We start from the raw sequence: 11,672 nt of genomic DNA, 5'->3' as shown, positions 1-11,672 counted from the left end.
CCTTACCCGGCCTGCAAATAGTTATCCCTTCTCTTTGGCTTTTGCCAGCATCGCGCGAATGTTTGCCACGTTTGCCTGCCCTTTGTGCATACGCTCTTCAGCGGTAATGACTTTACGCTCCTGCTCCCAGATAAGATCGTCCTGAGGCAACTCCAGCAGAAAACGGCTCGGCTCCGGGCGCACCAGCTCACCATACTGACGGCGCTCTTTGCACAGCGTAAACGTCAGCTCTTTCTGCGCACGTGTGATCCCCACGTAGGCCAGACGGCGCTCTTCGTCGACGTTATCTTCATCAATGCTGCTCTGGTGCGGCAATAAGCCCTCTTCCATTCCCACCAGATAGACATAGGGGAACTCCAGCCCTTTCGAGGCATGTAACGTCATTAGCTGAACCTGATCGGCCTCTTCTTCGCTTTCGCCGCGCTCCATCATATCGCGCAGCGTGAAGCGGGTGACCACCTGCGTCAGGGTCATGGGCTCGTCAATCTCAGATCCTTCAAGCATTTCGGTCATCCAGCTGAAGAGCTGGTTAACGTTTTTCATCCGCATCTCGGCTGCTTTCGGGCTGGCAGAGGTTTCATACAACCAGGATTCGTAATCAATGCCGTGGATCAGATCGCGTACTGCCGCCACAGGCTCGCGCTCTGCCAGACGCTGTACCTCACCCAGCCAGTGGGTAAAGCGGGTTAAGGCGTCATAGCCGCGCCCGGTCAGGGTCTGGCTCAGCCCCATATCGAAGCTGGCGGTGAACAGGCTTTTGTTGCGGGTCATCGCCCATTCACCCAGTTTTTGCAGCGTCGCAGAGCCAATCTCGCGTTTCGGCGTATTCACGATGCGCAGGAAAGCGCTGTCGTCATCCGGGTTGGTCAGCACGCGCAGATAGGCCAGCAGATCCTTGATTTCGGGACGCGAAAAGAACGACGTACCGCCGGAGATTTTGTAGGGGATGCGGTTCTGCATCAGCATCTTTTCAAAGACGCGCGACTGGTGGTTTCCGCGATAGAGGATCGCGTAATCCTTGTATTCAGTTTTGTTGACGAAGTGATGGGCAATCAGCTCGCCCGTTACGCGCTCCGCTTCGTGCTCTTCGTTGTTGGCGCTGAGCACTTTCAGCTCGGTGCCGTAACCCAGTTCGGAGAACAGGCGCTTCTCAAAGACGTGCGGGTTATTGGCAATCAGGATGTTCGCCGCCTTCAGGATACGCCCGGAAGAACGGTAGTTCTGCTCCAGTTTAATCACCTGCAACGCCGGGAAGTCTTTGCTCAGTAGCACCAGGTTTTGCGGACGCGCGCCACGCCATGAGTAAATCGACTGATCGTCATCGCCTACGACGGTAAAGCGTGCACGCTGCCCTACCAGCAGCTTCACCAGCTCGTACTGGCTGGTGTTGGTATCCTGGTATTCATCCACCAGCAGGTAACGAATTTTGTTCTGCCAGCGCTCGCGTACCTCTTCATTCCGCTGAAGCAGCAGCGTCGGCAGCAGGATCAGATCGTCGAAATCCAGGACGTTACAGGCTTTCATATGCGCGTCGTACAGACCGTAGCAGTGGGCAAAGATGCGGTCGCGCTCGCCTTTGGCGCTTGCCGCTGCCTGGGCCGGCGTCATCAAATCGTTTTTCCAGTTCGAGATCGTCGAGATCAGCTGTTGCAACAGCACTTTGTCATCTTCGATCAGCCCTTCCGTCAGCTCTTTAAGCAGCGCCACCTGGTCGGTGTCATCGAAGAGAGAAAAGTTGGACTTCATGCCCAGCGCCGCGTATTCGCGCTTGATAATATCCAGACCCAGCGTGTGGAAGGTGGAGATCATCAGCCCGCGCGCCTCTTTACGGCCCAGCGTCTGGCCGACGCGCTCTTTCATCTCACGCGCCGCTTTGTTGGTAAAGGTGACCGCCGCGATATGGCGCGCCTGGTATCCACAACCCCGAATTAAGTGGGCGATTTTGTTGGTGATCACGCGTGTTTTACCGGATCCCGCTCCCGCCAGCACCAGGCAGGGTCCGGTGACGAATTCGACAGCTTGTTGTTGTCCGGGGTTTAAACGCATAAATGGTCACTCAATGAAAGTCGGGAGAGGAGGAAAAACGCGTGGTAGTATACCGACCGTAAACTAGTCGACTCAAGGCACGATCATGGCAAAAACAGCAGCAGCACTGCATATCCTTGTTAAAGAAGAGAAACTGGCACAGGATCTGCTCGAACAGATTAAAAACGGCGCCGACTTCGGCAAACTGGCGAAGAAACACTCGATTTGCCCGTCAGGCAAACGCGGTGGTGACTTAGGCGAGTTCCGCCAGGGCCAGATGGTCCCGGCGTTTGATAAAGTGGTCTTCTCCTGCCCGGTGCTGGAGCCAACTGGCCCACTGCACACACAATTCGGCTATCACATTATCAAAGTGTTATACCGCAACTAATCAAAAGCCCGGTGCATTGACTCACCGGGCTTTTTTATTTAGGTGTTCCGGCGTTCAGATACCGTCGCCGTATTCGAAGGTGTGATGAATACCGTTGAAGTGCTGATCCATATCCATCGACGGCTTATCGCTGTCTGGCTTACCGACGATGCGCGCCGGGACGCCAGCGGCGGTGGTGTGCGGCGGTACAGGCTGGAGCACAACCGACCCCGCGCCAATCTTCGCGCCGCGTCCGACTTCAATATTGCCGAGGATTTTAGCGCCCGCGCCAATCATCACCCCTTCACGGATTTTCGGATGGCGATCGCCGCTGGTTTTACCGGTACCGCCCAGCGTAACGGATTGCAGGATCGACACGTCATCTTCGATCACCGCCGTTTCCCCGACAACAATGCCGGTGGCGTGATCGAGCATGATCCCGCGGCCAATTTTCGCCGCCGGGTGAATATCGACCTGGAAGGTCACGGAAACCTGGTTTTGCAGGAAGATGGCCAGCGCGCGGCGTCCCTCATTCCATAACCAGTGGCCGATGCGGTACGCCTGTAAGGCGTGGAAGCCTTTGAGATACAGCAGCGGCGTGGAGTATTTATCCACCGCCGGGTCTCGCGTGCGCACAGCCTGGATGTCGCAGGCGGCAGAAGCAATCATCTCCGGATCTGCGGCGTAGGCCTCTTCCACCACCTCGCGAATCGCAATAGCAGGCATGATAGGGGAAGCCAGTTTATTGGCGAGCATATAGCTCAGGGCGCTGCCGAGATTTTCGTGCTTAAGTAGCGTCGCGTGATAGAAACTGGCCAGCATGGGCTCACAGTCGGCCAACGCTCGGGCTTCGGCTTTAATATTATTCCAGACGATATCCAGTTCTTCACACGGCATTGCTTGCTCCAGACGATAGTTAATGACCAGCCAGTTCTGCGCTGGCTGGGTCATTCAGGTGACGATACTTCCCGGCTAATTGCTACTGCGCTCGTCCTTGCGCGCACGACCTAATAAGGTCAATGCTGCCTCGCGCGCATTTTTTCCGCAATACAATACCTGATAAATTTCCTCGGTTATTGGCATTTCGACACCGAAACGGTGCGCCAGTTCGCGAACTTCTTTGGTATTGCGATAGCCTTCAACCACCTGACCAATCTTCTCCTGCGCGCTTTTTACATCGCTGCCCTGTCCGAGCATCATGCCAAAGCGGCGGTTACGCGACTGGTTATCGGTGCAGGTCAGCACCAGGTCGCCCAGCCCTGCCATTCCCATAAAGGTGGCCGGATCGGCACCCAGCGCTTCGCCCAGGCGGGACATTTCGGTCAGGCCACGGGTGATCAGCGCAGTACGCGCATTCGCGCCGAAACCGATGCCGTCAGACATCCCGGCCCCGATGGCAATGACGTTCTTCACCGCGCCGCCCAGCTGCACGCCGATAAAATCGGGGTTGCTGTACACGCGGAAGCTTTTGCCGCAGTGCAGCAGTTGCTGAAGATCGTCGGAAAATGCCTGGTCGGTGGACGCCAGCGAAATCGCCGTCGGCAAGCCCGCAGCCAGCTCTTTGGCAAACGTCGGCCCGGAGATCACCGCCAGCGGGATCGCTGTTCCCAGCGCTTCGCGGGCAACGTCCTGCAACAGACGTCCGGTTTCCGCTTCCAGCCCCTTCGTCGCCCACACAATACGCGCATCCGCACGCATCAGCGGCTTAATCTGACGCAGGACTTCGCCAAACACATGGCTTGGCACCACAATCAAAATATTGCGGCTGGCCGCCAGCGCGGTCGCGAGGTCGCTTTCCAGATACAGGGAGTCAGGGAACGGAACGTCCGGGAGAAACGCCACATTGCAGCGGTCGTGTTGCAACGTCGCGATATGTTTTGGATCGTGGCCCCACAGGACCACGTCGTGACCATTTCTTGCCAGGGTGATGGCAAGAGCGGTGCCGTAAGAGCCGGCACCGATCACAGTCATTGACGCATTAACAGTGCTCATCAGGCATCCTGATGTTGTTCGGTACCTTCGCCAGCCTGCTGCTGTAGATAGTTCATGAACAGCGCATCAAAGTTTACTGGCGCAAGGTTCAGTTGCGGGAATGTACCGCGAGAAACCAGGCTGGTGATGCATTCACGGGCATACGGGAACAGGATGTTCGGGCAGTATGCACCCAGGCAATGCGCCATCTGGTTGCCTTCGATGCCGCCGATGGAGAAGATACCGCCCTGCTGAACTTCGCACAGGAATGCGGTTTCTTCGCCCAGAGAGGCGGTCACGGTGACACGCAGTACGACTTCATACACATCATCCGCCAGCTGGGTGGATGCGGTATCCAGATCAAGTTTAACCTCTGGCTGCCAGTCTTTCTGGAAAACGTGCGGCGCATTTGGCGCTTCGAAAGAGACATCCTTGGTGTAGATGCGCTGGATCTGGAAAGTCATCTCGGTGTTGTTTTGTTCTGACATGGAAAAACCCTTTTTAATTGTCCTAAAGTCTCTAGCTCAGCAGCGGATCGAGTCCGCCACGAGCGTCGAGCGCATACAAGTCATCACAGCCGCCAATGTGCTGCGCATCAATAAAAATCTGTGGAACCGTTGTGCGACCACTGCGTTGGATCATCTCTTCGCGTTTAATCGCGTCACCATCGATCGGCAGTTCCTTGAACGTTACGCCTTTGCTGGACAGCAGCGCTTTCGCTCGGTGGCAGAACGGGCACGTTGCTTTGGTGTAGATCTCAATATTGGCCATCACTTAACTCCTTATTTACCGCGCACTAAAGGAAGATTCTCCCCGCTCCAGCCGGAGATGCCTTCTTTCAGCACCATTACGTTTTCAAAGCCTGCTTTATGCAGTGCGCTGGCAGATTCCTGCGCCTGCATGCCAGTGCCGTCAACAACAATAATCGGCTGGGCTTTATGCTTCTCCAGCTCACCAATGTTGTTCGCTTTAATTTCCGCGGGCAGCAGGTTGATAGCACCTGCGATGTGGCCCTTGCGGAAATCGTCGCGCTGACGCAGATCGACAACCACGGCGTCCTCTTTGTTGATCAGACGTGTCGCTTCACCGCGGGTGATCACCTTAATTTTAGACGTCAGTCCCTTAAATGTGGTGAACAGTACAGCGACCAGCAGGCCAATCCACGCGATGCTCAGAACCGGGTGGCGGCTAACGAATTGCATAATTTCTTGCATGGGGGGTAACAACTCCCGACTAAGTGATTAAAAAAACCAGGACAGGAGTATACCTGTGCGCTGTGGCAAATACAGCCAGCGACATAAAGCTAATCTATTTTCTGCGGCATGCCACGTAAAAAAAGCCTCAAAATGGCTTGAGAACAGCATTGCCCCCGCGCTTTCTTTGATCTTCTGCGGCTATTTTATCGATTCAGCTGTAGTAAAATTACGCAAATTTTTTGTCTCTTGAGCATGAGGTTGTCGCAATGTCGGTTTCTAAAAAACCTATGGTACTGGTGATTCTGGATGGCTATGGCTACCGTGAAGATCAACAGGATAACGCCATTTTCAACGCCAAAACCCCGGTTATGGATGCGCTATGGGCAAAACGTCCCCACACCCTGATTGATGCGTCTGGCCTGGAAGTGGGTCTGCCAGATCGTCAGATGGGCAACTCTGAAGTGGGTCACGTTAACCTGGGTGCGGGCCGTATCGTTTATCAGGACCTGACGCGCCTGGACGTTGAAATCAAAGAACGTACATTCTTTGCCAACCCAACGCTCACCGGAGCGGTTGATAAAGCCGTTGCCGCAGGCAAGGCCGTTCACATTATGGGTCTGCTCTCTGCGGGCGGCGTTCACAGCCACGAAGATCACATCATGGCGATGGTAGAACTGGCCGCCGAGCGCGGTGCGGAAAAAATCTATCTGCACGCCTTCCTGGATGGTCGCGATACGCCGCCACGCAGCGCAAAAGGTTCTCTTGAAGCGTTTGAAGATAAATTTGCCGCACTGGGCAAAGGCCGCGTGGCGTCCATCGTTGGCCGTTACTATGCCATGGACCGTGACAACCGCTGGGACCGCGTTGAGCAAGCCTATGATCTGCTGACCCTGGCAAAAGGCGAGTTCCAGTTCCCGACCGCCGTTGAAGGCCTGGAAGCAGCTTACGCGCGTGATGAAAACGACGAATTTGTGAAGGCAACCGTGATCCGCGCTGAAGGCCAGGCCGATGCCGCCATGGAAGATGGCGATGCGCTGATCTTCATGAACTTCCGTGCTGACCGCGCGCGCGAAATCACCCGCGCCTTCGTCAACAGCGATTTCGACGGTTTCGCCCGTAAGAAAGTGGCGAAGATCGATTTCATCCAGTTGACCGAGTATGCAGCGGATATCAAAGCCCCATGCGCGTATCCACCCGCTTCCCTGGAAAATACCTTCGGCGAGTGGATGGCGAAAAACGATAAAACGCAGCTGCGCATCTCCGAAACTGAGAAGTATGCGCACGTGACCTTCTTCTTTAACGGCGGCGTAGAAGAGCCGTTTAAAGGCGAAGACCGCATCCTGATTAACTCGCCGAAAGTCGCCACTTACGATCTCCAGCCAGAAATGAGCTCTGCGGAGCTGACCGAAAAACTGGTGGCCGCGATCGAAAGCGGTAAATACGACACCATCATCTGTAACTATCCGAATGGCGACATGGTGGGCCACACCGGCGTGATGGAAGCAGCCGTTAAAGCTGTTGAAGCGCTGGACCACTGCGTTGAGCAGGTCGCGAAAGCGGTTGAATCCGTGGGCGGCCAGCTGCTGATCACTGCTGACCACGGTAACGCAGAACAGATGCGTGATCCGGCAACCGGTCAGGCGCATACCGCCCATACCAACCTGCCTGTTCCACTGATTTATGTAGGTGATAAATCAGTGAAAGCTGTGGAAGGCGGCAAGCTTTCCGACATCGCGCCAACCATGTTGTCGCTGATGGGTATGGAAATCCCTGAAGAGATGACTGGCAAGCCGCTGTTCATCGTGGAATAATCGCTCCCCATGAGGGGAAAGGCGATTTTTTCAATCACATGGGTCGTGAAGCCGCTTCGGTTATCAGTCAGACCTCTGCTTTGCGCCAGCGCACTCAGCGCTGGCGTATTGCTGTGCGCCGCATCCGCCCACGCGGATGACCGCGATCAGCTTAAATCCATTCAGGCCGATATCGCCGCCAAAGAGCGTGCGGTACGTCAGCAACAGCAGCAGCGCGCCACCCTGCTCGCCCAGCTTAAAAAGCAGGAAGAGGCCATTTCCGCCGCCGCGCGTAAGCTGCGTGAAACACAAAACACCCTTGCCCAGCTCAATAAGCAAATCGATGAAATGAACGCGTCGATTGCGAAACTGGAGCGTCAGCGCGATGCCCAGGAGCGGAACCTTGCTGCACAGCTTGATGCTGCTTTCCGTCAGGGTGAGCACACAGGCCTTCAGCTGATCCTCAGCGGTGAAGAGAGCCAGCGTGGTCAGCGTTTACAGGCCTATTTCGGCTATCTAAACCAGGCGCGTCAGGAGACCATTGCGCAGCTGAAACAGACGCGCGAAGAAGTCACCACGCAAAAAGCCGAGCTGGAAGAGAAGCAGAGCCAGCAGCAAACGCTGCTCTACGATCAGCAGGCGCAGCAGGAGAAGCTTGAGCAGGCGCGCAATGAGCGTAAGAAGACGCTCGCCGGGCTGGAGTCCTCTATCCAGGCAGGACAAAGCCAGCTGAGCGAAATGCGCGCCAACGAATCCAGACTGCGTAACAGCATTGCCCGGGCAGAAGCCGCGGCCAAAGCGCGCGCCGAAAAAGAAGCGCGCGAAGCGCAGGCGGTGCGTAATAAGCAGCAGGAAGCCTCCCGGAAAGGCACCACCTACAAACCGACTGAAAATGAACGTTCCCTGATGTCGCGTACCGGCGGCCTCGGCTCCCCGCGTGGTCAGGCTTACTGGCCCGTTCGCGGTACGATCCTGCATCGCTATGGCGAACAGTTGCAGGGTGAGCTACGTTGGAAGGGGATCGTTATCGGTGCGTCTGAAGGTAGCGAAGTGAAAGCCATCGCCGATGGCCGCGTGATCCTGGCCGACTGGCTACAGGGTTATGGGCTCGTGGTGGTGGTTGAACACGGTAAAGGCGATATGAGTCTTTACGGCTACAACCAGAGCGCGCTGGTCAGCGTTGGCACCCAGGTGCGCGCGGGTCAACCCATTGCCCTTGTGGGCAGCAGTGGCGGTCAGGGCCGCCCGTCACTCTATTTCGAAATTCGTCGTCAGGGTCAGGCGGTCAATCCACAGCCGTGGTTGGGAAGATAGGTTTTGCTTCAATTTCGTCGAATTGTTGTTTCCGTAGTCAGCGCACTGGCGCTGGCTGCACCGGTTTATGCAGGCAAACTCGCGATTGTGATTGATGACTTCGGTTATCGACCACACTATGAAAATCAGGTGCTGGCGATGCCGCCAGCCATCTCTGTCGCCGTCCTGCCTAATGCGCCTCACGCGCATGAAATGGCGACCAAAGCGCACAATGGCGGCCATCAGGTCCTCATCCATCTGCCGATGGCCCCCCTCAGCAAGCAGCCGCTGGAAAAAGATACCCTGCGCCCGGACATGAGCAGCGACGAGATCGATCGCATCATCCGCGATGCGTACAATAAAGTGCCGTATGCCGTGGGTCTGAATAACCATATGGGCAGCGCGATGACCTCCAGCCTGTACGGTATGCTGAAAGTGATGCAGGCGCTGGAGCGTTACAATCTCTATTTCCTCGACAGCATGACCATCGGCAACAGCCAGGCGATGCGTGCCGCTCAGGGGACAGGTGTAAAAGTCATCAAGCGCAAAGTATTCCTGGACGACTCCCAGAACGAAGCGGATATCCGCGTGCAGTTCAACCGCGCGGTACAGCTGGCGCGCCGTAACGGTTCGGCGATTGCCATTGGGCATCCGCATCCGTCTACCGTTCGCGTTTTGCAGCAAATGTTGTCGGGCTTACCCGCCGATATTACGCTGGTGCGTCCGAGCGATCTGCTCAATGAACCTCAGGTGGATACTTCTCGTCCGGGTAGCACGCAACCATCCGCAACGCAGCCGCGTAATCCATTCCGCGGCGTGAAGAACTGCACGCTGAAACAGCCGCCTGAACCGGTCTATGCAACCCGCTTCTTCTCGGTGATTGGCGAAAGCATCAGCAGCAGTACACTGGTTAAATACGTCCAGCAACAGTGGCAGGGTTGGGGAAAAAAAGCCTGATCGGCTAACGCCTATTCTGCCAGATAAGAGTCCGACCGCTCTTTTGCAACGGACTCTCTCTTTTCCCGATCCTGATACCAGGCCTTGAAATACTTCAAAAAACTGTACGCCGTGGCATAAAACCCTGTCACCACACCTACTTTGCCCTGACGCCAGGCACCGCTAAGGAAGGTGCGAATAAGCGGGGAAATTCTTCTCGGCTGACTCAGTCATTTCATTTCTTCATGTTTGAGCCGATTTTTTCTCCCGTAAATGCCTTGAATCAGCCTATTTAGACCGTTTCTTCGCCATTTAAGGCGTTATCCCCAGTTTTTAGTGAGATCTCTCCCACTGACGTATCATTTGGTCCGCCCGAAACAGGTTGGCCAGCGTGAATAACATCGCCAGTTGGTTATCGTTTTTCAGCAACCCCTTGTATCTGGCTTTCACGAAGCCGAACTGTCGCTTGATGATGCGAAATGGGTGCTCCACCTTGGCCCGGATGCTGGCTTTCATGTATTCGATGTTGATGGCCGTTTTGTTCTTGCGTGGATGCTGTTTCAAGGTTCTTACCTTGCCGGGGCGCTCGGCGATCAGCCAGTCCACATCCACCTCGGCCAGCTCCTCGCGCTGTGGCGCCCCTTGGTAGCCGGCATCGGCTGAGACAAATTGCTCCTCTCCATGCAGCAGATTACCCAGCTGATTGAGGTCATGCTCGTTGGCCGCGGTGGTGACTAGGCTGTGGGTCAGGCCACTCTTGGCATCGACACCAATGTGGGCCTTCATGCCAAAGTGCCACTGATTTCCTTTCTTGGTCTGATGCATCTCCGGATCGCGTTGCTGCTCTTTGTTCTTGGTCGAGCTGGGTGCCTCAATGATGGTGGCATCGACCAAGGTGCCTTGAGTCATCATGACGCCTGCTTCGGCCAGCCAGCGATTGATGGTCTTGAACAATTGGCGGGCCAGTTGATGCTGCTCCAGCAGGTGGCGGAAATTCATGATGGTGGTGCGGTCCGGCAAGGCGCTATCCAGGGATAACCGGGCAAACAGACGCATGGAGGCGATTTCGTACAGGGCATCTTCCATGGCACCGTCGCTCAGGTTGTACCAATGCTGCATGCAGTGAATACGCAGCATGGTCTCCAGCGGATAGGGCCGTCGGCCATTGCCCGCCTTGGGATAAAACGGCTTGATGACAGCGGTCATATTCTGCCATGGCAGAATCTGCTCCATGCGGGAGAGGAAAATCTCTTTTCGGGTCTGACGGCGCTTAGTGCTGAATTCACTATCGGCGAAGGTGAGTTGATGGCTCATGATGTCCCTCTGGGATGCGCTCCGGATGAATATGATGATCTCATATCAGGAACTTGTTCGCACCTTCCCTAAACAGATACCATTTGAAAAATGCGCCGATAGCGCTGATCGCGCCGCGACCAAGAGAGGGACGTATCGTCTGATATTGAACCAGGCGAGTGGTATATCCGTTTAATTTATTAAAAAGTTCATGCAGCGAATGAAACGTCTCATGTCTGACATAACCTGGAATACGTTCAGAACGGAGAAAACCTTCAACCTGATCGTCTACTGGCCGGTTATTAAATCGCGACTGCGTACGGTTAAAAAGACGCACCGGATAATCCGGTGATGAGACGGGATAAATCGTTCGGACATTTTCTCCCAAAACAAACCAGTGACGACATATCCGCCACGCCATATCCAGTTCGGGTTCATCGCCCATTTTTAATTCTAAAATAGCATCAACGGTTTCTTGATCGAGTATTTCGTCACTGTCCATGCACAGCACCCAGTCGTTATGCGCATGGGATACGGCATGGTTCATCTGCTCGCCGTGCCAGCTATATTTTTTGAATATGGGCGACAATCCATAACTCTGGCAAATATATATCGTCGAGTCTGTACTTCCGGAATCCACTATAACGAATTCATCTGCTATTTTTAAAAGAGGAGGAATAACATCGTGCAACGTTCTTTCGGAGTTAAACGTTAATAAGCAGACCGTTATTTTAAACATATTTTCACTCTCTCAATAACGACATAAAATTTTTCACTCATACTATCGAATTGAGAAGAGGC

At 54.9% G+C, this 11,672-nt stretch carries 12 protein-coding genes and 1 pseudogene; 4 read left to right on the top strand and 9 right to left on the bottom strand.

What is annotated here, in order from left to right; translation table 11 throughout:
- Positions 1 to 21: 21 nt before the first annotated feature.
- A complete protein-coding gene (rep, locus tag L379_RS21835; protein WP_015570023.1) occupies positions 22 to 2,046 on the bottom strand; it encodes a DNA helicase Rep in 2,025 nt (674 codons plus the stop codon).
- Between the two features lie 85 nt (positions 2,047 to 2,131).
- Here rep and ppiC point away from each other — a divergent pair, with 85 nt between their 5' ends.
- A complete protein-coding gene (gene ppiC, locus L379_RS21840) occupies positions 2,132 to 2,413 on the top strand; it encodes a peptidylprolyl isomerase PpiC (RefSeq protein WP_006812396.1) in 282 nt (93 codons plus the stop codon).
- 54 nt (positions 2,414 to 2,467) lie between these two features.
- On the opposite strand, the gene cysE is transcribed toward ppiC, so the two are convergent.
- The 5 genes from cysE to L379_RS21865 form a co-directional block, all read right to left on the bottom strand.
- Positions 2,468 to 3,289 carry a serine O-acetyltransferase gene (gene cysE, locus L379_RS21845; protein WP_022646641.1) on the bottom strand — a complete coding sequence of 274 codons (822 nt, stop codon included), beginning with the start codon at positions 3,287 to 3,289 and terminating at the stop codon, positions 2,468 to 2,470.
- Positions 3,290 to 3,364: 75 nt separating this feature from the next.
- Positions 3,365 to 4,384 carry an NAD(P)H-dependent glycerol-3-phosphate dehydrogenase gene (gpsA, locus tag L379_RS21850; RefSeq protein WP_006812398.1) on the bottom strand — a complete coding sequence of 340 codons (1,020 nt, stop codon included), beginning with the start codon at positions 4,382 to 4,384 and terminating at the stop codon, positions 3,365 to 3,367.
- Positions 4,384 to 4,851 carry a protein-export chaperone SecB gene (gene secB / locus L379_RS21855; protein ID WP_014168079.1) on the bottom strand — a complete coding sequence of 156 codons (468 nt, stop codon included), beginning with the start codon at positions 4,849 to 4,851 and terminating at the stop codon, positions 4,384 to 4,386. Before secB ends, gpsA begins: the two co-directional genes overlap by 1 nt.
- 31 nt (positions 4,852 to 4,882) lie before the next feature.
- On the bottom strand, positions 4,883 to 5,134 hold the full coding sequence (gene grxC / locus L379_RS21860; protein ID WP_003860837.1) for a glutaredoxin 3: 252 nt from the start codon (positions 5,132 to 5,134) through the stop codon (positions 4,883 to 4,885).
- Positions 5,135 to 5,145: 11 nt separating this feature from the next.
- Positions 5,146 to 5,577, bottom strand: a complete 432-nt coding sequence (locus L379_RS21865) for a rhodanese-like domain-containing protein (RefSeq protein WP_032646787.1) — start codon at positions 5,575 to 5,577, stop codon at positions 5,146 to 5,148.
- Between the two features lie 248 nt (positions 5,578 to 5,825).
- Here L379_RS21865 and gpmM point away from each other — a divergent pair, with 248 nt between their 5' ends.
- The 3 genes from gpmM to L379_RS21880 are packed head-to-tail and all read left to right on the top strand — an operon-like array spanning position 5,826 to position 9,599.
- Positions 5,826 to 7,370, top strand: coding sequence for a 2,3-bisphosphoglycerate-independent phosphoglycerate mutase (gene gpmM, locus L379_RS21870; RefSeq protein WP_032646785.1), 1,545 nt, complete (start codon positions 5,826 to 5,828; stop codon positions 7,368 to 7,370).
- A gap of 33 nt (positions 7,371 to 7,403) precedes the next feature.
- Positions 7,404 to 8,663 (top strand): murein hydrolase activator EnvC, encoded by a 1,260-nt coding sequence (gene envC / locus L379_RS21875; protein WP_026094345.1) that lies wholly within the window; start codon positions 7,404 to 7,406, stop codon positions 8,661 to 8,663.
- 3 nt (positions 8,664 to 8,666) lie between these two features.
- On the top strand, positions 8,667 to 9,599 hold the full coding sequence (locus tag L379_RS21880; RefSeq protein WP_032620676.1) for a divergent polysaccharide deacetylase family protein: 933 nt from the start codon (positions 8,667 to 8,669) through the stop codon (positions 9,597 to 9,599).
- 11 nt (positions 9,600 to 9,610) lie between these two features.
- On the opposite strand, the pseudogene L379_RS26225 reads toward L379_RS21880, so the two are convergent.
- The 3 genes and pseudogenes from L379_RS26225 to L379_RS21890 form a co-directional block, all read right to left on the bottom strand.
- A pseudogene (locus L379_RS26225) lies at positions 9,611 to 9,763 on the bottom strand (glycosyltransferase family 2 protein); the annotation flags it as partial.
- Between the two features lie 148 nt (positions 9,764 to 9,911).
- Positions 9,912 to 10,892 carry an IS5-like element IS5 family transposase gene (locus L379_RS21885; protein WP_001575870.1) on the bottom strand — a complete coding sequence of 327 codons (981 nt, stop codon included), beginning with the start codon at positions 10,890 to 10,892 and terminating at the stop codon, positions 9,912 to 9,914.
- A 40-nt stretch (positions 10,893 to 10,932) separates the two neighbouring features.
- Complete coding sequence (locus L379_RS21890) at positions 10,933 to 11,610, bottom strand: glycosyltransferase family 2 protein (RefSeq protein ID WP_081754683.1); 678 nt, start codon at positions 11,608 to 11,610, stop codon at positions 10,933 to 10,935.
- Positions 11,611 to 11,672 lie beyond the last annotated feature (62 nt).

Source organism: Enterobacter sp. MGH 33, assembly GCF_000534535.1.
Taxonomy (GTDB): Bacteria; Pseudomonadota; Gammaproteobacteria; order Enterobacterales; family Enterobacteriaceae; genus Enterobacter; species Enterobacter hormaechei_C.
The sequence above is the reverse complement of the archived record's forward strand: the minus strand, read 5'-3'. Positions and strand labels throughout refer to the sequence as shown.

What these genes read in the sequence shown, in the direction of transcription:
- rep (WP_015570023.1), bottom strand. Translation starts at nt 2,046, where the DNA reads ATGCGTTTAAACCCCGGACAACAACAAGCTGTCGAATTCGTCACCGGA.
- ppiC (WP_006812396.1), top strand. Translation starts at nt 2,132, where the DNA reads ATGGCAAAAACAGCAGCAGCACTGCATATCCTTGTTAAAGAAGAGAAA.
- cysE (WP_022646641.1), bottom strand. Translation starts at nt 3,289, where the DNA reads ATGCCGTGTGAAGAACTGGATATCGTCTGGAATAATATTAAAGCCGAA.
- gpsA (WP_006812398.1), bottom strand. Translation starts at nt 4,384, where the DNA reads ATGAGCACTGTTAATGCGTCAATGACTGTGATCGGTGCCGGCTCTTAC.
- secB (WP_014168079.1), bottom strand. Translation starts at nt 4,851, where the DNA reads ATGTCAGAACAAAACAACACCGAGATGACTTTCCAGATCCAGCGCATC.
- grxC (WP_003860837.1), bottom strand. Translation starts at nt 5,134, where the DNA reads ATGGCCAATATTGAGATCTACACCAAAGCAACGTGCCCGTTCTGCCAC.
- L379_RS21865 (WP_032646787.1), bottom strand. Translation starts at nt 5,577, where the DNA reads ATGCAAGAAATTATGCAATTCGTTAGCCGCCACCCGGTTCTGAGCATC.
- gpmM (WP_032646785.1), top strand. Translation starts at nt 5,826, where the DNA reads ATGTCGGTTTCTAAAAAACCTATGGTACTGGTGATTCTGGATGGCTAT.
- L379_RS21885 (WP_001575870.1), bottom strand. Translation starts at nt 10,892, where the DNA reads ATGAGCCATCAACTCACCTTCGCCGATAGTGAATTCAGCACTAAGCGC.
- L379_RS21890 (WP_081754683.1), bottom strand. Translation starts at nt 11,610, where the DNA reads ATGTTTAAAATAACGGTCTGCTTATTAACGTTTAACTCCGAAAGAACG.